Source organism: Micromonospora radicis (genome assembly GCF_003583405.1).
Taxonomy (GTDB): Bacteria; Actinomycetota; Actinomycetes; order Mycobacteriales; family Micromonosporaceae; genus Micromonospora; species Micromonospora radicis.
The window spans coordinates 96,751-115,335 of the sequence record NZ_QXEC01000002.1; the positions used below are offsets into that span (position 1 = coordinate 96,751).

Genomic DNA, 18,585 nt, shown 5'->3' on the forward strand with positions numbered 1-18,585 from the left:
CAAACCTGAGGTGTTCCGTTACGAGGGTGCCTCAGCTTCGGCCGGCGCCGCCACCTGCGAAGACAAGTCGTAGCAGCCGGTCGTCCTCCGGTGCCGGTCGACCTCGCCCGTCGTGGTTGGAGGTGCTCACCCAGATCGAGCCGTCCGGCGCGGCGGCGACGGCCCGCAGCCGCCCGTACTGCTCGGTCAGCAGCGACTGGGGCTGCCCGAGCACCGCCCCGGTGTCGGTCAGCTCGACCAGCCAGAGGCGCTGGCCGCGCAGGCACGCGGTGGCCAGCATCCGTTCCACCGCGGCCAGCCCGGAGCAGGAGGCCTCGTCGGTCGACCACTGCACGATCGGGTCGACGTACTTCTCGTCCCCGCCGCGCCCTTCCACCTCGGGCCAGCCGTAGTTCTCGCCCTTGCGGATCTGGTTGATCTCGTCCCAGGTGTTCTGGCCGAACTCCACGGCGTACATCCGGTCGCCCTCCCAGGCGATGCCCTGCACGTTGCGGTGGCCCAGCGACCAGACCGGGGAGTTCGGGAACGGGTTGCCCGGCGCCGGCTTCCCGTCCGGGGTGATCCGCAGGATCTTGCCGCCGAGTTGCTCGACGTTCTGCGACTGGGCGGTCTCCCCGGCGTCGCCGGTGCTGGCGTAGAGCTGCCCGTCCGGGCCGAACGCCAGCCCGCCGCCGTTGTGCACGCCGGCCTTCGGGATGCCGGTGAGGATCGGGGTGGGTTCCTCGCCGAGCCGCATCCGGGCGATCCGGTTGTCCCGTTCGGCGGTGTAGTAGACGAAGACCGTGCGGTTCTGGGCGAACTCCGGCGAGACCGCGATCCCGAGCAGGCCGCCTTCGCCCGTGGCCACCACACCGTCGACGGTCTGCACCTCGGTGACCTTCAGCCCGTCCGTGGTCGACTCCGGCCCGACCTGCAGGATCCGGCCGCTGTCACGTTCGGTGACGAGAGCGCCGCCGTCGGGCAGGAAGGCGATGCCCCACGGCACCCGCAGCCCTTCGGCCAGGACGGTGGCGACGATCTCCTGACCGCCGCCGGGGGTGGCCGAGGGGGTGGGTAGGTTCGGTGGCTCGCCGGCGGGATCCGGCTCCGGTTCGCCGAGGCTGCAACCGGTCGCGGCGAGCAGTATCGCCGCGCAGGACGCCGCGAGGGCCGTGCGGAGCCGACGGGACCGGGGGTACGGGGGACGGGCGCTCATCCGGCCCAGGGTAACCGGCGGCGGGCGGCGGCGCGGATGGCTGCTGCCCGCCACCCCCGACGGCGGTAGCCGACGCCACCGCCTATCGTCAGCGGGCGTGAAGGTATGGATCCCGCACGAGGCCGGCCACGACCTGTTGGGTGAGCTGCCGCCGGAGGTCACCGTCGAGACGATGGCCGACCCGGCACGGCTGCCCTCGCCGACCGCCGGGGTGCGCTTCTGGGTGCCACCCTTCCTCGCCCCGGCCACGGCCACCTCGCTGCTGGGCGAGCTGCCCGACCTGGCGGTGGTGCAGTTGCTCTCGGCCGGGGCGGAGACCTGGGTCGGCCGGATCCCGGCCGGTGTGACGCTCTGCGACGCCCGGGGGGTGCACGATCCGTCCACCGCCGAGTGGGTGGTCACCGCGATCCTGTCCCGGTTGCGCGACTTCCCGGCGCTGGTCCGGGCGCAGGCGCAGCGCCGCTGGGCGTACGACGAGGTGGCGCCGACCGACGAGCTGGCCGGCAAGCGGGTGCTGATCGTCGGTGCCGGCTCGATCGGTGCCGCGGTGCGCGACCGGCTCGCGCCCTTCGGGGTGGAGTTCGAACTGGTGGCCCGCACCGCTCGTCCCGAGCAGGGGGTGCACGCGGTCGAGCAGCTACCGCGCTTGCTGCCCCGGGCCGACGTCGTGGTGCTGCTGGTGCCGTTGACCGAGCAGACCGCCGGCCTGGTCGACGCGTCGTTCCTGGCCGCGATGCGCGACGGCGCGTTGCTGGTGAACGCCGCCCGCGGGCCGGTGGTCCGGACCGAGGCGCTGACCGCCGAGCTGGCCACCGGCCGGATCTCCGCCGCCCTGGACGTCACCGACCCGGAGCCGCTGCCCGGTGACCACCCGCTCTGGACGATGCCGAACGTACTGCTCACCCCGCACGTGGCCGGATCGGTGCGGGGCCTGCTGCCGCGGGCGTACCGGTTGGTCGGCCGGCAGATCCGCCGCTTCGCCGCCGGTGAACCGCCGGAGAACGTCGTGACGGACGGCTACTGAGCCGGCTCGACGCTGCCGCGACCGGCCGCCGCCACCAACCGGGGCAGATCCTCGCCGCGGACCGCCGGCAGCAGCAGCCGCTGGCCGTCGTCGAGGCGGGCGACCGCTCGGCCACGCGGATCGGCACCCAGCTCCACGACCTGCTCCCAGCTGATCCGCCGGGCACCGGCCAGCGCCCGCAGGCGCAGCCCCCGGGCGTCCGCGTCGGTGCCGGCACGCCAGGCCCAGGCGGCCAGCGCCAGGGGCACCAGCAACACCGGCAGCAGGTAGGCGCGGGCGCTGGCCAGCGGCAGCGCGCCGATGGTGCCGACGATCGCCGCGACCAGAATGGCCTGGTGGTGCCGGAATCGGGTGGTGTCGGAGCGGGTCACCCTCCGATGATCCCACCAGCGCTGCGGTGGCCGGAACGGGGCCACCGGAACCACCTCGGGCAGCCAGGAAAGTGACCTGCCTCACTTGATTGCGGTCGTCACCGATCCCGTGATGAATCGTTTCCCCGACGATGGGGGGCGGACCGTCCGTCCGTCGCCCGCGCACCGCCGCACCGCCCCCGTGCCCCCTCACGAAGGCGAACGTCGTGCTTGTCGCGTCCGTGTTCCGCGCCGCTGTCCGCCGCCCCACCCTGCCGGAGACCTGCGTCCTGACGGTCGTCGCCGGGCTGGTCGCCGTCGGCGCGACCGGACCGGTGCCGGCCCTGGCCGTGGTGGCGCTCGCCGGTGCGGCCGGCTCGACGCTGGCCGGCGTACGGCTCTCCCGGCTGGCCGCCGGCCCCGACACCGCGAACACCGGCCTCGCCGGCGGGCGGTTGGCCCGCCGTCGGGCGGCCCGGCCGCGGCGGGCCGCCGCCCTGCTGCACGCGGCCGTGGTGACCGCCGGCCTGACCGCGGCGGTGCTGCCGCTGGCGTCTCCCGGATACCGCCCGGCGGCGGCCGTGACCGGGCTCGCCGGTACCGCCCTGCTCTTCGGCGCCGGTCTGTTCAGCCTGCCCCGGCCGGCGCCGACGGTGTCTCCGCTGTGGCGCCGGCTCCTCGACGGTGCCGCGGCCGCCGTCGGTCTGGTCCTCGCCGCCTGGCTGCTGCTGCCGTACGCCGGGGTGCCGGCCGCGACCCGACTGGCGGCCGCGTTGGCCGTCGGGGTGTCGGCGGTGGCCGTGTTGGCCGTGTTGACCGGGCCGCACCGGGACACCGGCGTGAGCCGGTGCCGGGCCGGGGCGGGGTTGTCGCTGCTCGCGCTGACGCTGTTGGCCGCGCTGCCGGCCGGTCCCGGCGCCGGCCGGGCGGCGCTGTTGGCGGTTCCTCCGCTGGTGGTCGGCGTGCTGCTGACCGCCGCCGGGGTGCGCCGGGCGGTGCAGGCGGAGACCGGGCCGCCACCGCGGGCCACCCTGGTCTGGCCGCGGGTGGTCCTGCCCGGGGCCGCGGTGGTGCTGGCCACCGTCCACCAGCTGCAGGCCGGTCTGCTGCCCGACCGCACCACCGTCCTGCTGGCCCTCGCCGCGGTCCCCCCGCTGGTGGCGCGGGAACTGCTCGGCGCAGGCGGGGGCGCGGGCGCAGGAGGGGACGCGGACGGCAGCGGGGACGCGGGCCCAGGCGGGGACGCGGGCGCGGGTGGGGCCGTCGGCGGGGGCGTCCGGCGCGAACCGGCGCCGGCCGTGCCGGTGGCTGTGCCGGTCGGCGTCGACGGCGCGGTGCCCGCCGGTCGTGCCGCGTTGCTGCGGGTGCTGGCCACCCGTCCCGAGCCGGCGACCGGTGCGCTGCTGGTGGTGGATCTGCACCTCGCCGAGTTGCCCGGGGTGGCCGTGCGCGACGACGTCGCGGCCGAGGCGGTCCGTCGGGCCCGGGTGGTGACCGCCGACGGCGACGCGGTGGTCGACCTCACCGGAGGGGGCCTGGCGGTGGTCACCACGGCCGGGCCGCTGCTGGCGTACGCGCTGGGCACCCGCCTGCTGGCGGCCCTGGACCAGCCGTACGAGGTGTCCGGGGCGGTGCTGCGCTCGCGGGCCAGCGTCGGGCTGGCGGAACTGGCCCACGGCCGGCCGGAGGACGTGTTGCGTCAGGCGGACCTGGCCCGGCGGCGCGCCGCCCAACTGGGCCGGGAGCGGGTCGAGTGGTACGACGCCTACCTGGAGGAGCAGCTGGTCCGTCGGCTGGACCTGGAACGGGAACTTCCGGGCGCGGTCGCCCGCGGCGAGCTGGACCTGGTGTACCAGCCGGTGCTCGCCCTCGCCGACCGCTCGCCGGTGGGCACCGAGGCGTTGCTGCGCTGGCGCAGCCCGGTGCTCGGCACGGTGTTCCCGGCGGAGTTGCTGCCGGTGGCCGAGGATCTCGACATCGTCGGCGAGCTGGGCGCCTGGGTGCTGGACCGGGCCTGCCGGCAGGTGGCCGAGTGGTCCGTCGGCGGCCGGCGACTGTGGATGGCGGTGAACGTCAGCACCCGCGAGCTGGTCTCCGCGGACTTCGTACCGCGGACCGCGGCGGTGCTCGACGCGTACGGCGTGGGGCCGGACCAGCTGGTGGTCGAGGTGGCCGAGCCCCGGTTGGGCGGTGAGCTGTCGACCGTGGTGGCCCGCCTGGCCGGGCTGCGGTCGATGGGCATCCGCACGGCGCTGGACGACTTCCGAGCCGAGCACGCATCCCTCGCCCAGCTGCGGCGACTCCCGATCGACCTGCTCAAGGTCGGGCCGGAGGCGGCCGGCGCGGGCCGGAACGGTCCGCTGCTCGACGTGGTGGTGACGGTCGCCGACCGGCTCGGTCTGGAGGTGGTGGCCGAGGAGTTGGAGTCGGCCCACCAGGTCGACGGCGCGTACCGGGCCGGGTGCCGCTACGGCCAGGGGTACGAGCTGGCCCGGCCGGCGACCGCGGAACGGGTCGAGGCGTACTTCGAGGAGTTTCCGTCCGCGTCGCGCTGACCACCGGAGCCGGTCAACCGCTTCGCTGCTCGCCCGCCGGTGGCGGACCGGTACTGCCGCGTGGCGTCAGGTGCGCCGTCTCGTCCTGCAGGCCGGTCGGCGCAGCACCACCCTCGATCGCCTGGAGTAGCTGCCGGGCGGCGTGCCCGCCGTAGGCCGGGATGTCCCGGCCGACGGCGGTCAGCGGCGGGTGCACCAGCCGGCACAGCGGCGAGTCGTCCCAGGCCACGATGGACAGGTCGGCGGGGACGGCGAGACCCATCTCCTGGGCGACCGACAGCCCGGCGATCGCCATCACGTCGTTGTCGTAGATCACCGCGGTGGGGCGCAGCCGGGAGCTGAGCAGCCGACGGGTCGCCCGCGCCCCCTCCTCGCCGGTGTAGTCGGAGGAGGTGACGATCGACTCGGCGAGACCGAGCCGCTGGCAGACCTCGGTGAACGCCCGGGTCCGGATCGCGGTGTGCAGCAGGTCGGGCAGGCCGCCGACCCGGGCGATCCGGCGGTGGCCCAGGGCGTACAGGTACTCCACGGTCTCGTCGAGCGCCGCCGCGTCGTTGGACCAGACGCTGGCCAGCCGTCCGGTGTCCGCCGGTCCGCCGATGACCACGGCGGGCAGGCCGAGTTCCTCCAGCACCGGCACCCGCTGGTCGGCCACCCGCAGGTCGCAGACCAGCACCCCGTCGACCCGCCGCTCGCCCCACCAGCGGCGGTAGACGGCGATCTCGGCGCTGGTGTCGGCGACCACCTGCAGGGTCAGCGCGTACGACCGGGCGGAGAGTTCCGCCTCGACGCCGCTGATCAGCTCCATGAAGAACGGTTCGATGCCGAGGGTCTGGGCCGGTCGGGCCAGGATCAGCCCGATCGCCCGGGCGGTCGCGCCGGAGAGCGCGCGGGCCGCGCTGCTGGGGCTGAAGCCGATCTCGGCGGCGATGGCGAGGATGCGTTGCCGGGTCGCCTCGGAGACGCCCGGCTGGCCGTTGAGCGCGTACGACACCGCGCCCTTGGAGACCCCCGCCCGCCGGGCGACGTCCGCGATCGTGGGCCGCTTCACCGGCGTACGTCCTCCTGGGCCGCTGTGTTGTCCGCTGGCCGCACGGCAACCGGCGGCGCTGGACACGCTACCCGCCGTGGGCCGGTGGTTGACGCCGGCCGGTGCGACGCGTACGGCGGGATCGGTGAACTTTCTCGGTTAAGTACGTATGGTGCCGCAGCCTGGCGTCGGCGGTAGTCGATGGCTGGGCGGTCCGGGTGGATGCCGGAAAGAGTGGCTTTACAGGTCTTCTCGGACAGCTAAGGCGGCTTTGGGTTACCGGACGGCTGAGAAGTTAACCCGCCGTTGACACTGTGCTGGTGCGCCCGTACGGTGGCGTCACTTATCCGGTTCAGTCAACGCATCTCGATATCGGGAGCGTTCCCAGATGGTCGGAGGATGGGTCATGAAACGGTCTACGCCTCGCTGGCTGCGGGTCGCAGTCGTAGGTCTGACGGTCGGGTCGCTGGTCGTGGCGTGCAGTGGGCGCAGCACCACCGGCGACTCGGGTGGGGACGGTGCGGTCACGCTTAAGATCAACTTCTGGGGCGACTTCGGTCTGCAGGATCTCAAGGCCCGGTACGAGGCGGAGAACCAGCACGTCAAGATCGCCCTCAACTCGGGCGAGTACAACGCCCAGCACGAGGACCTGCAGAAGAAGCTGATCGCCGGCTCCGGCGCGCCCGACATCGCCGCCATCGACGAGGGCTTCATCGTCCAGTTCCGCAGCCAGGCGGACCAGTTCGTCAACCTGCTCGACTCCGGCGCCGGTAAGTACGAGAGCAACTACCTGCCGTGGAAGTGGAAGCAGTCGCTGTCGGCCGACGGCACCACCCAGATCGGTCTCGGCACCGACGTCGGCGGCCTGGCGATGTGCTACCGCACCGACCTGTTCGAGGCCGCCGGCCTGCCCACCGAACGCGACCAGGTCTCCGCGCTCTGGCCCACCTGGGACAGCTTCCTGGAGGTCGGCCGGCAGTACACCGCCAAGACGAACAAGAAGTTCGTCGACAACGCGACCAACCTGTTCAACCCGATCCTCGGCCAGCAGCAGGTCGGCTTCTACGACGAGAACGAGCAACTGCGCATGGACGGTGGCCCCAAGGTCGCCTTCGACTACGCGGTCCGGGCGGCCGAGGCCGGCCTGTCGGCGAACCTGACCAGCTTCCAGGCCGACTGGGACAAGGGTTTCACCAGCGGGTCGTTCGCGGTGCTGACCTGCCCGGCCTGGATGCTCGGGCACATCCAGAACACCGCGCCCGGCACCAGCGGCAAGTGGGACATCGCCGCGGTGCCCGGTGGCGGCGGCAACTGGGGCGGCTCCTTCCTGACCATCCCCAAGCAGGGCAAGAACGTCGAGGAGGCGTACAAGTTCCTGGAGTGGCTGATCCAGCCGGAACAGCAGATCGAGGTCTTCAAGAAGGTCGGCAACCTGCCGTCGCAGCCGGGGCTGTACACCGACCCGGCGATCGCGGACTTCAAGAACGAGTTCTTCGGCTCCGCACCGGTCGGGCAGATCTTCCCGAAGATGGCCGAGGGCCTCACCCCGCAGTACCAGGGCCGCAAGCACGGCCCGACCCGGGTGGCGGTGGAGAACGTCATCAACCGGGTGCAGAACGGCACGCTCAAGCCGGACGCGGCCTGGGCCGAGGCGATCAAGGAAGCCGAGAAGGCCAGCAAGTAACGCGACCGGTGCCGGGCCGGGTGTCCCGGCCCGCCCCGGCACCGGCAGGTCCCCGTCGCCCCCGTACCTGGAGTGTCCGATGCCCACCACGCGCGCGGCCCCCGACCCGGCCACCCGCCCCCGGCCGACCGCCGGCCGGCAGTCGACCTGGCGTGACCGGCTGCACCGCTTCGACGCGCGGTACGTGCCGTACCTGTTGATCGCGCCGTTCTTCCTGCTCTTCTTCGTCTTCGGGCTGTTCCCGATGGTCTTCAACGGGGTGGTGGCACTCCGTCACTGGCGCCTCGACCAGCCGGAACTGACCGGCTGGGCCGGTACCGAGAACTTCCGCCGGCTGTTCACCGACGGGGACTTCGGCAACGCGCTCTACAACACCTTCGGCATCTTCCTGCTCTCCACCGTCCCGCAGTTGCTGCTGGCGCTGGTCGTCGCGTCGATGCTGAACCGTCGGCTGCGGGCGCAGACCTGGTGGCGGGTCAGCGCGCTGCTGCCGTACATCACCCCGATCACCGCCTCCACGCTGGTGTTCAACGTCTTCTTCGCCCGCGACCACGGGATGGCGAACTGGGCGCTCGGCCTGGTCGGCATCGGCGCGGAGAACCCGATCGACTGGCGGGCCGACAAACTGCACTCCTGGATCGCCATCGCCACCATGGTCAACTGGAAGTGGATCGGCTACAACGCGCTGCTCTACCTGGCCGCCATGCAGTCCATCCCGCGGGACGTGTACGAGGCCTCGGCGCTCGACGGCGCCGGTCCGTGGCGACAGCTCTGGCGGATCACCGTGCCGATGATCCGGCCGGTGGTCATCTTCACCGTGGTGCTCTCCACCATCGGCGGGCTGCAACTGTTCACCGAGCCGATGCTGTTCGACCTCAACGCCCAGGCCGCCACCGGCGGTGCCGGTGGGGAGTGGCAGACCGTCGCCCAGCTGATCTACAAGGTGGGCTGGAAGGACCTGAACCTCGGCTACGCCGCCGCGATGTCCTGGGCGCTGTTCCTCGTCATCCTGGTGGTCGCCGCGCTGAACACCCTGCTGACCAACCGCATCTCGGGAGGACGCAAGTGAGCCTTCTGCAGCGGCGCCGCGCCGCCGTACCGGCCGGCGGGCAGGGGCCGGCAACGCCGTCCGGTGGGCGTCGGCGGGCCGTGCTGCTGGGCCGGGCACCGCAGGACACCCCGGCCGGGATCGGGACGTACCTGCTCCTGTCGGTCACCGCGCTGTTCGCGGCGTTCCCGCTGTACTGGATGTTCGTCATCGCCACCAGCAGCGACGAGGCGACCGCGCAGCTGCCGCCGGTGGTGATCCCGGGCGACCGGTTCCTGGCGAACCTGGACGAGGTCTTCTCGATGCAGGACGTCTACTTCGCCGCCTCCCTGGTGAACAGCGTCATCGTCGCCACCGTGGTGACCGCCTCGGTGCTGTTCTTCTGCTCGCTGGCCGGCTTCGCCTTCGCCAAGTTGCGTTTCCGGGGCAGCCGGGCGCTGATGCTCTTCGTCGTCCTCACCCTGACCGTGCCCAATCAGCTCGGCGTCGTCGCGCTCTACATCGTGATGGGCAAGCTGGGCTGGAACGGCACCCTGCTGGCGGTGATCGTGCCCGGCATGGTCACCGCGTTCGGGGTGTTCTACATGCGACAGTTCATCGTCAACACGGTGCCCGACGAGTTGGTCGAGTCGGCGCGGATCGACGGCGCCACCACGATGCGGATCTACTGGAGCATCGCCCTGCCGGCGGTACGCCCGGCCCTCGCGGTACTCGGCCTGCTCACCTTCGTGGCCACCTGGAACGACTTCCAGTGGCCCCTGATCACGCTCAACGGCACCGACTACCCCACCTCGATGGTGGCCATCTCCGACCTGGCCAGCGGCAACTACGTCATCTACCGGCGGGTGCTGGCCGGCGCGTTCGTGGCCACGGTGCCACTATTGATCATGTTGGTCGTCGGCGGTCGGCAGATCGTCCGCGGAATCATGGAAGGCGCGGTGAAGTCTTGAGCGACGCGCGGGGGACCGGTCCGCTCCGGCAGGCACTGCACGACGGCTGGACGTTGCGGGCGGTCTCCGGCCCACAGGTACCGGCCGAGGTCGACGGCCGGCAGGTACCGGCCGCCGTGCCCGGCTGCGTGCACACCGACCTGCTGACGGCGGGGCTGATCCCCGATCCGTACCTCGACGACAACGAGACCCGGCTGGCCTGGATCGGGCACACCGACTGGGTCTACGAGACCACCTTCGACCGGCCGTCCGGCGAGCACCCGCGGATCGACCTGGTCTGCGCCGGGTTGGACACCGTCGCCACGGTCACGCTCAACGGCGTCGAGGTCGGCCGCACCGAGAACATGCACCGCGGCTACCGGTTCGACGTCGGATCGCTGCTGCGCGCCGAGGGCAACACCCTCGCCGTACGCTTCGACTCCGCCTACCGGTACGCCCAGGCGCACCGCGACCGGCTCGGTGACCGGCCCAACGCGTACCCGGAGCCGTTCCAGTTCATCCGCAAGATGGCCTGCAACTTCGGCTGGGACTGGGGCCCGACCCTGGTCACCGCCGGCATCTGGCAGGAGATCGGCCTGCACGGCTGGTCGGGCGCCCGGCTCGCGGCGGTCCGCCCACAGGTCACCGTGGCGGGACGTACCGGTCGGGTGGAGTTGCGGGTCGAGGTGGAGCGCGCCACGGACCGGCCGCCCACGGTGACCGCCGACGCGGACCACCCGGGCGTGGCGGGAGGCGCCGCCGACGTGGCGCTCACCGTACGAGCCGAGGTGGCCGGGGTGACTGCCGAGGTGGAGATCGCGGCGGGGGAGCGGTCCGGCGTACTCACCCTGACCGTCGACGACCCCGAGCTGTGGTGGCCGCGCGGTCACGGCGATCCGGCCCGCTACCCGCTGGCGGTGACCCTGCTCGGCGGCGACGGCGAACTCCTCGACAGCTGGCAGCGCCGGATCGGTTTCCGGTCGGTACGCCTGGACACCACCCCCGACGCGCACGGCGCACCGTTCACCCTGCACGTCAACGAGGTGCCGATCTTCGTCCGCGGGGTGAACTGGATCCCGGACGACACCTTCCCGACCCGGGTCACCCGGGACCGTCTGGCGCACCGCTTCGACCAGGCCGCCGACGCCAACATCAACCTGCTGCGGGTCTGGGGCGGCGGCCGGTACGAGTCCGACGACTTCTACGACCTGGCCGACGAACGTGGCCTGCTGGTCCAGCAGGACTTCCTCTTCGCCTGCGCCGCGTACCCCGAGGAGGAACCGTTCGCCGGCGAGGTCGCCGCCGAGGCCGCGGAGCAGGTGACCCGACTCGCGCCCCACCCGTCGCTGGTGCTGTGGACCGGCAACAACGAGAACATCTGGGGCTGGCACGACTGGGACTGGCAGGAGTCGTTGGCCGGGCGCAGTTGGGGGCGCGGCTACTACCTGGAGCTGCTGCCCCGGATCGTGGCCGAACTCGACCCGACCCGGCCGTACTGGCCGGGCAGCCCCTGGTCGGGCCGGGAGGAGATCCACCCCAACGACCCGGCGTACGGCACCACCCACATCTGGGACGTCTGGAACACCGACGACTACCTGAAGTACCGCGAGTACCTGCCCCGGTTCGTCGCCGAGTTCGGCTACCAGGGGCCACCCGCGTACGCGACGCTGCGCCGGGCCATCTCCGACGAGCCCCTGGCGCCCGACTCGCCCGGCATGGCGCACCACCAGAAGGCCGCCGACGGCGACCGGAAACTGCGCCGCGGACTGGCCGCGCACCTGCCCGAGCCGCGCGACTTCGACGACTGGCACTACCTGACCCAGCTCAACCAGGCCCGGGCCATCCAACTCGGGGTGGAACACTTCCGCTCCCACCGGGGGCTCTGCATGGGCACCATCGTCTGGCAGCTGAACGACTGCTGGCCGGTCACCTCCTGGGCGGCGATCGACGGCGACGGCCGCCGTAAACCCCTCTGGTACGCGCTGCGCCGCGCGTACGCCGACCGGCTGCTCACCATCCAACCCCGCGGGGCCAGCGCGGCCCGCGACGGTGGCCAACCTCTCGACGGCGGCCAACCTCTCGATGGTGGCCTCGCTCCTGACGGTGGTTCGGGACGCGACGGCGGCCAACCTCACGACGGCGGCCTGGCTCCTGACGGTGGCTCGGCCCGCGACGACGGCCTGGCTCTCGACGGTGGCCTCGCTCTCGTTGCGGTGAACGACAGTGCCCGGCCGTGGCGGGCGTCGGCCACGATCACCCGGCTGACGGTCGCCGGGGATCCCCGGGCGAAGTCCACCCTGGCGTTGGACATCCCCGCGTACGCCACGGTCACCGTGCCGCTGCCGGCGGAGCTGGTCCGGCCCGACGAGGCCCACGGGGAACTGCTGGTCGCCGACGCGGGTGACCCCGCCGGCCGGGCGCTCTGGTTCTTCGCTCCGGACCGCGAGATCGACTACCCGCCGGCCGAGTACGACGCCACGGTCGAACCGGGCGACGGTGGACAGCTCCTGCGGGTGACCGCCCGCACCATCCTGCGCGATCTCACCCTCTTCCCCGACCGGCTCGACCCCGCCGCCGAGGTAGACGACGCCCTGGTGACCCTGCTCCCCGGCGAGTCGGTCACCCTCACGGTGCGGTCGCCCGCGCCGCTCGACCCCGAAGCGCTCACCACCCGACCCGCGCTCCGCTGCGTGAACGACTACCACCGGCGGCCCCCGGCCAACGTCGGAGAAGCGTCATAAAGTACAAGCCGCTCGCCCGAATCCCAACCCCACCCACCAACCCCCCACCCCCAACCTGGTTGATCATGAGGTTGGCGGCGAAGTTGATCTCTTCAACTGCCGTCAACCTCATGATCAACGGGGGGTGGGGGGGTGGGGGTGGGGTTGGGGGTGGTGGGGGGTTTGGGGTGGGAGGGGGCGGGGTGGGTAGGGCGGTTGAGGAGATGAACCGGGCGATGCTGCGTGCGCGGGACACGATGGACCGGTCGTACGCCGAGCCCCTCGACATACCGGCGCTGGCGCGGATCGCGCACGTCTCCGCCGCGCACTTCATCCGGACGTTCCGCGCGACCTTCGGCGAGACGCCGCACCGCTACCTGCAGCGGCGGCGGGTGGAACGGGCCATGTACCTGCTGCTGCACACCGGCCAGGACGTGACCGAGATCTGCCACGCGGTCGGGTTCAGCAGCCTCGGGACGTTCAGTCGTACGTTCCGGCAGATCGTCGGCGAACCGCCCACCGAGTACCGCAAGCGGCGCACGGCGCCCGCCGCGCCGGTGCCGGGATGCTTCACCAAGGCCTGGAACCGGCCCAGCAGTTTTGGATAAGCAGCAGGTCAGGGGCCTGCGCTAGCGTTTCTGACCATGACGATGAACGCGATCAGCCGCTCCCAGATATACGTCCTCGACCAGGACGAGGCGCTCGACTTCTACATCGGCAAGCTCGGTCTGGAGTTGAACACGGATCAGGATCTCGGCTTCATGCGCTGGCTGACGGTCCACCTGCCCGGCGACCCGACGCGCGAGATCCTGCTGGAGAAGCCGGGCCCGCCGAACCTCGACCCGGCCACCGCCGAGCAGGTCCGCGAACTGCTCACCAAGGGCGCCGCAGGGGGCTTGCTCTTCATGACCACCGACGACGCCCACAAGACGTACGAAGAGCTGGTCGCCAAGGGCGTCGAGGTCACCGACGAACCGATGGAACGGCCGTACGGCATCGACTTCGGCATCCGTGACCCGTTCGGCAACCGGATCCGGATCGGGCAGATGTTCGAGCGCGGCTGAGGGCCGCGACATGTTGAGTTGAACAATCCTGCAAGTGCTAAAGTCTTCAGCGTGGCTGTCGCGCGAGGAGGCTGACGCATGTCCGTGCCGCTCTACCAGGCGAAGGCCGAGCTGTTCCGCACCCTCGGGCATCCCGTCCGCATCCGGGTGCTGGAGTTGCTCCAGGACGGCCCCAAACCGGTACGGGACCTGCTCGCCGTCGTCGAGGTCGAGGCGTCGAACCTGTCCCAGCAGCTCGCCGTGCTGCGTCGCGCCGGTCTGGTCACCTCGCACCGCGACGGTCCGCTGGTGATGTACGCGCTGAGCACCTCCGACGTCGCGGACCTGCTGGCGGCCGGGCGACGGATCCTCGGCGCGGTGCTCACCGATCGGGACGCCCTGCTGGACGAGTTGCGGGCCGGCGGACCGGCCCGGTGAGCGGCGGCCGGGCCGCCGCCGACGCCCGGCCGGCCCTGGCCGACGTCGGCCGTCGGCTGCTCGACCTGCTGCCGAACCGCGCCGACTGGCACGCGGTGCGGCGGGCGCCCCGTCGTGACCTGGTCGCCGGGCTCACCGTCGCCGTCGTCGCGCTGCCGCTGGCGCTGGCCTTCGGGGCCACCTCGGGGTTGGGCGCGGAGGCCGGACTGATCACCGCCGTGGTCGCCGGGGCCGTGGCCGCCGTCTTCGGTGGCTCGAATCTCCAGGTCTCCGGCCCCACCGGTGCGATGACGGTGGTGCTGGTGCCGATCGTGGCCCAGTTCGGGGCGGCCGGGGTGCTGATGGTCGGCGCGCTGGCCGGGGTGATCCTCATCGCCCTGGCCGGCGCCCGACTCGGCCGCTACGTCCGATACCTGCCGGTGCCGGTGATCGAGGGCTTCACCGCCGGCATCGCCGTGGTGATCGCCCTGCAACAGGTGCCGGCCGCGCTCGGCGTCACCGACGCGCAGGGCGAACGGGTCTGGGCGATCGCCGCAGACGCGATCGTCCGGTTCGTCGGACACCCGCAACCCGGACCCGTCGCGGTGGCGCTCGGTGTCGCGGCGGTGCTGCTGCTCGGCGCCCGCTGGCGCCCCGGGGTGCCGTTCTCGCTGTTGGCGGTGGCCGCCGCCACCCTGCTCGCCGAACTGGCGCCGATCGAGTTGAGCCGCATCGGTGCCCTGCCGCAGACGCTGCCGGCGCCCTCGCTGGACTTCCTCGACCTCGGTGCGGTGGGTGTCCTGCTGCCCGCCGCGCTGGCGGTGGCGGCGCTGGCCGCGCTGGAGAGCCTGCTCTCGGCCACCGTCGCCGACGGTATGACCGTCGGTCAGCGGCACGATCCCGATCGGGAACTCTTCGGACAGGGCCTGGCCAACCTGGCCGCCCCGCTGTTCGGCGGCATCCCGGCGACCGCGGCGATCGCGCGTACCGCCGTGAACGTCCGGGCCGGCGCCGTCTCCAAGCTGGCCGCGCTCACCCACGCGATGGCCCTGGCCGGCATCGTCTTGGTGGCCGCGCCGCTGGTCGGCCGCATCCCACTCGCGGCGCTCGCCGGGGTCCTGCTGGCCACCACGGTACGGATGGTCGAGGCGGCATCGCTGTGGGCGCTGGCCCGCTCCACCCGGGGCGACGCGTTGGTGCTGGTGCTCACCTTCGCCGTCACCGTCGTCTGGGACCTGGTCACCGCAGTGGCCGTCGGCGTCGGCGTCGCCGTGGTGGTGGCCCTGCGTGCCGTCGCCCGCAGCGCCCGACTGGAACAGGTCCCCCTCGACACCGGTGACCACACCGCCGAGGAACAGGCCCTGCTCGCCGAACACATCGTCGCGTACCGGCTCGACGGGCCACTCTTCTTCGCCGCCGCGCACACCTTCCTGCTCCGCCTCTCCGACGTCACCGACGTACGGGTGGTCATCCTGCGGATGTCCCGGGTCAGCACCATCGACGCCACCGGCGCGCAGGTCCTCGGCGACGCCATCCACCGCCTCCAGGGGCGCGGCATCACCGTGCTGCTCTCCGGCATCGTGCCCGGCCACGACGAGGTGCTCGACGCCCTCGGCGTGGCCGACCGGTTGCGCCGTGACGGTCTGGTCTTCCCCGACACACCGGCCGCCATCGCGTACGCCCGCACTCTCGCCCCACCAGCCCCCGACGCCAGCCACACCTGACCGCAGACGGCCCGAACCGGTCTGTCGCCGGTGCGATGGATCTGTCGGATTCCGGACCGGTTCCAACAATTGGAACCCGGCCCGAAATATTTCACCTATTCGCAGGTGAAGGATGTCGATGGGGCGGGCGGCTATAAAACCTCACCGAAGGTGCGGATCTTAATCCCGTCCAGGTGCGACGGTACCGTCCACGGAACTCAGGGGCAGGGTTTTGTGGGGAGCGCCAGTCATGACCGCGCAGGAATGCATGATGCGGAGTGCGTGAGGATTCGCCGCGCTGGGAGCAGATCAATCCCAGTGCCTACCTGCACGAGCAGGACGGGCTACGTGAGTTGTCGTCGTACCTGCCTGATGCCGAGCCGTACCACGTGTGGGCCAACGTACTCGGGTTGAAGCACTGGCCCGGCCGACTTTCGGGAGACGGCCACCGTTGGCAGCGGCGCCGGCCGCCGAACGGCAGACGATCCACCGTCGACAGTCCGCTGACTCTCGCCAACCGCAAGGCGAAGCGGCTGCGTAGTGTCATCGCCTACTACGCCCCGGCCGAGCACGTGCCCTACCTGCCGGCACATCGCTACAAGCCATCCGGGCTGCGCAAGCGGGCGCAGTGGGAGCGGGTCTGGGCGCAGCAGCGGCTGGAGAACGCGGGCGAGGACGTGGACATCAAGGTGCCACCGAAGTGCACCTCGGCCGACTTCGCTAAGCCGTCGTACTGGCGGGTGCGCGGCAAGCTCGACGTGCCAAAGGAACGCTTCATCTCGTACCCGAAGGCGGGCTACCTGGACCGCAAACTCCAGGCGGCCTGGACGCCGGGCCGGCTCACCCGATCAGTTCTTCGCCGACCTAATCGACACCGAACTGTCCCAACTCAGCGCCGACCGGACAGTCTTGACCGAGCGGCGAGGCATACCTGGCGCGACAGTAGTTTCCTAGAATGGCCCTTATAGCCGACGCTGGTCGTCGATGCCGACTTCTTCGACGTGCCGAAGGGCACCAAACTCAAGTCGATCACGCTCGACGCGGGCTTGTTCACCTTCGCTGAGGACGCCGTCGTCGTCTTGTGACCGGGGTTCCCGGCGGCAGCGCGGATCGCGCCGCTGCAGGGCCGTCAAGATGCCCAGTGGGAATGGGAGGCCCCCGGCCACGCCGGGGGCCTCGCAGTACGAGGGCCAGAGAGTGTGGGTGGGACAGGAGACGTGGCGCGGTGCCGGTGTGCGGTCGGCTCGGTGGGCGGTCGTGCCGGTGGGCCTTTGCGGACGGTCTGCAGTTCTGGGTCTGGGCTCTCGTCAGCGAGCCGGGCGCGTAGGTCGCCGACGAAGGCGATGACCTCTGCGCGACCGGTGGTCTCGCCGAAGCGGCGATCGACGGCGAGGAAGAACACTGCCGCGAGGTAGCGCGGAAGACCATCCCAGCTTTCAGCGTCAAGCTCGGCCTCGACCGCGTCGGTGGCGGCGTAATCGTCACGAACCACCGTGCGGATGTATTCGGGCAGCTCAGGCTTGGTAGAGGGGTGTACCTCGTCGTCGCAATCCCTTGATTCAGCTCATACTCGGCTGGCCAGCGCTGCTGCCTCGGTGAGAAGTTCGTCCAGTTCTTCGTCGCCGACACTGCCATCGCCCAGGATGCTCAGGATCACCAGTCCCTGGATCCGTCCGGCCATCTGGGGATCTATGGCGGTCTCGACATCGGGATCCACGGCGGCTCGGATCAGCGTCTCGGCTGCGTTGGCGTCGATTTCCGGAGTGCCGGGCGGGGCCGCCGCTCGAATGTCGGCCACGAACCGCATGATTTCGCCCGGTGATGTCCGCTCATCGAAGCGTCGATTGACCGCGAAGTAGAAGACCGCGCCGAGTAGGGTCGGGAAGCCGTCCCAGCCGATCTCGTCGAGGCGGGCTTCGATCCGGTCATTGGCCTCGTGGTCGCCCCTGACCATCGTCCGGATGTAGTCGACCATCTCAGGGCTGCTCATCAGATCGCTTCCTCTCGCGGTGCTTCTTCACCATGTTCCAGACACCTCGAAATCCCACGACGACTGCGCCAGCAGCCATGATGACCGATGCGACCGGGTGCTCCAACTGAGGGCGGTCGATCGGCGTGCCGGGGTCGGCGGCCGTGGACGTCGTGCTACCACTGGATCCCGAGCCCTTCAAGCCCTTCTGTAGCTCGCGAAAGCCGGTGGTGATTGCCTGTTCGGCCTGCTTGAGGGTGTCCTCGGTGTCGTCTGACTTCTTGACGTGCCGGCGGAGGAACGCCTCGCCCTTGCGGCTGCGTTCCTCTGTCTCCTCGACCAGGTGGTCCCCAGACGGCGAAGCCGCATTATCAGTTCCGGCGGGCGCGGCGCCGGGGGCGATCGTGTTGACGTACGCGGTGATGTGGCCGGCTGCGTCAGACAACAGGCGGGCGTAGCGGCCGGCTTTGTCCCGGGCCACTTCGGCGTCGGTGACGGCGGCGCGTAACCGATGGTCGCTGCTTCCGCGCTGTACCTCGGTCAGTCGCGCCAGGGCCACTTCGGCGTCCGCCCGGGCGCGCAGCGCGGTGACGGCTGCGGCATCAAGTTTTCCGCGTACGGCAAGGAGCTGCGCGACCAGCTCGGCGATGCCGCCGCTCATCCGAGTCGGGTGAGGTAGTCGCCTGCGTGTTCAGCGGTGCCGTTGAAGCGGCGGCGAGTCGGTTCGACCTCTGCCTTGGCGGCGGCAAGTGCCTGCTGAGTGTTGGTCACGTGCTCGTGGTGGCTGCCGCGCAGGACGGCGTTCGCTGCTCCGGTTGCTGCTTCGGCCTCGGAGACAGCCTTGTCGAACACCCGTTGTCCCTGGCGGGCGGCTTCGATGGCGGCGCGGAGGGCCGCCTTTACCTCGCCAACGCTCAT

17 protein-coding genes are annotated in these 18,585 nt (G+C 71.5%); 11 read left to right on the forward strand and 6 right to left on the reverse strand.

The features are described 5' to 3' along the window. Positions 1 to 31: 31 nt before the first annotated feature. A complete protein-coding gene (locus tag D2L64_RS03080) occupies positions 32 to 1,195 on the reverse strand; it encodes a PQQ-dependent sugar dehydrogenase (RefSeq protein WP_119572949.1) in 1,164 nt (387 codons plus the stop codon). 97 nt (positions 1,196 to 1,292) lie between these two features. Here D2L64_RS03080 and D2L64_RS03085 point away from each other — a divergent pair, with 97 nt between their 5' ends. Beyond that, positions 1,293 to 2,219: a 2-hydroxyacid dehydrogenase gene (locus tag D2L64_RS03085; RefSeq protein ID WP_119572951.1), complete on the forward strand. Its 927-nt coding sequence runs from the start codon at positions 1,293 to 1,295 to the stop codon at positions 2,217 to 2,219. On the opposite strand, the gene D2L64_RS03090 is transcribed toward D2L64_RS03085, so the two are convergent. Next, the gene (locus D2L64_RS03090; RefSeq protein ID WP_119572953.1) at positions 2,213 to 2,590 is read right to left on the reverse strand and encodes a PH domain-containing protein; all 378 of its coding nucleotides are present in this window, start codon (positions 2,588 to 2,590) and stop codon (positions 2,213 to 2,215) included. The genes D2L64_RS03085 and D2L64_RS03090 overlap by 7 nt on opposite strands. Positions 2,591 to 2,796: 206 nt before the next feature. On the opposite strand from D2L64_RS03090, the gene D2L64_RS03095 reads away from it, so the two are divergent. Continuing rightward, entirely contained in the window at positions 2,797 to 5,124 is a 2,328-nt protein-coding gene (locus D2L64_RS03095; RefSeq protein ID WP_233558731.1) for a GGDEF domain-containing phosphodiesterase, read from the forward strand. Positions 5,125 to 5,137: 13 nt separating this feature from the next. On the opposite strand, the gene D2L64_RS03100 is transcribed toward D2L64_RS03095, so the two are convergent. Then, positions 5,138 to 6,175, reverse strand: coding sequence for a LacI family DNA-binding transcriptional regulator (locus D2L64_RS03100; RefSeq protein WP_119572957.1), 1,038 nt, complete (start codon positions 6,173 to 6,175; stop codon positions 5,138 to 5,140). Positions 6,176 to 6,560: 385 nt separating this feature from the next. Here D2L64_RS03100 and D2L64_RS03105 point away from each other — a divergent pair, with 385 nt between their 5' ends. The 9 genes from D2L64_RS03105 to D2L64_RS27770 all read left to right on the forward strand — a co-directional run bounded on the left by D2L64_RS03105 (position 6,561) and on the right by D2L64_RS27770 (position 16,666). Further along, positions 6,561 to 7,838: an ABC transporter substrate-binding protein gene (locus D2L64_RS03105; RefSeq protein WP_119572958.1), complete on the forward strand. Its 1,278-nt coding sequence runs from the start codon at positions 6,561 to 6,563 to the stop codon at positions 7,836 to 7,838. A gap of 79 nt (positions 7,839 to 7,917) precedes the next feature. Next, entirely contained in the window at positions 7,918 to 8,907 is a 990-nt protein-coding gene (locus D2L64_RS03110; RefSeq protein WP_119572960.1) for a carbohydrate ABC transporter permease, read from the forward strand. An 80-nt stretch (positions 8,908 to 8,987) separates the two neighbouring features. Beyond that, positions 8,988 to 9,836: a carbohydrate ABC transporter permease gene (locus D2L64_RS03115; protein ID WP_119572962.1), complete on the forward strand. Its 849-nt coding sequence runs from the start codon at positions 8,988 to 8,990 to the stop codon at positions 9,834 to 9,836. Further along, positions 9,833 to 12,556: a glycoside hydrolase family 2 protein gene (locus D2L64_RS03120; RefSeq protein WP_119572964.1), complete on the forward strand. Its 2,724-nt coding sequence runs from the start codon at positions 9,833 to 9,835 to the stop codon at positions 12,554 to 12,556. Before D2L64_RS03115 ends, D2L64_RS03120 begins: the two co-directional genes overlap by 4 nt. A 182-nt stretch (positions 12,557 to 12,738) precedes the next feature. Continuing rightward, a complete protein-coding gene (locus D2L64_RS03130) occupies positions 12,739 to 13,143 on the forward strand; it encodes a helix-turn-helix domain-containing protein (RefSeq protein WP_119572966.1) in 405 nt (134 codons plus the stop codon). 36 nt (positions 13,144 to 13,179) lie between these two features. Further along, the gene (locus D2L64_RS03135; protein ID WP_119572968.1) at positions 13,180 to 13,599 is read left to right on the forward strand and encodes a VOC family protein; all 420 of its coding nucleotides are present in this window, start codon (positions 13,180 to 13,182) and stop codon (positions 13,597 to 13,599) included. Positions 13,600 to 13,677: 78 nt separating this feature from the next. Beyond that, positions 13,678 to 14,016, forward strand: a complete 339-nt coding sequence (locus D2L64_RS03140) for an ArsR/SmtB family transcription factor (RefSeq protein ID WP_119572969.1) — start codon at positions 13,678 to 13,680, stop codon at positions 14,014 to 14,016. Beyond that, positions 14,013 to 15,719 carry a SulP family inorganic anion transporter gene (locus tag D2L64_RS03145; RefSeq protein ID WP_119572971.1) on the forward strand — a complete coding sequence of 569 codons (1,707 nt, stop codon included), beginning with the start codon at positions 14,013 to 14,015 and terminating at the stop codon, positions 15,717 to 15,719. Before D2L64_RS03140 ends, D2L64_RS03145 begins: the two co-directional genes overlap by 4 nt. A 257-nt stretch (positions 15,720 to 15,976) precedes the next feature. Continuing rightward, positions 15,977 to 16,666, forward strand: coding sequence for a DUF7008 domain-containing protein (locus D2L64_RS27770; protein WP_233558732.1), 690 nt, complete (start codon positions 15,977 to 15,979; stop codon positions 16,664 to 16,666). Positions 16,667 to 17,262: 596 nt separating this feature from the next. Here D2L64_RS27770 and D2L64_RS03160 read toward each other — a convergent pair. The 3 genes from D2L64_RS03160 to D2L64_RS27025 are packed head-to-tail and all read right to left on the reverse strand — an operon-like array spanning position 17,263 to position 18,585. Next, positions 17,263 to 17,688, reverse strand: a complete 426-nt coding sequence (locus D2L64_RS03160) for a hypothetical protein (protein WP_233558733.1) — start codon at positions 17,686 to 17,688, stop codon at positions 17,263 to 17,265. Beyond that, positions 17,675 to 18,328, reverse strand: coding sequence for a hypothetical protein (locus tag D2L64_RS03165; protein ID WP_119572975.1), 654 nt, complete (start codon positions 18,326 to 18,328; stop codon positions 17,675 to 17,677). Before D2L64_RS03165 ends, D2L64_RS03160 begins: the two co-directional genes overlap by 14 nt. Beyond that, positions 18,325 to 18,585, reverse strand: coding sequence for a hypothetical protein (locus D2L64_RS27025; RefSeq protein WP_147376175.1), 261 nt, complete (start codon positions 18,583 to 18,585; stop codon positions 18,325 to 18,327). The genes D2L64_RS03165 and D2L64_RS27025 overlap by 4 nt, the downstream gene beginning before the upstream one ends.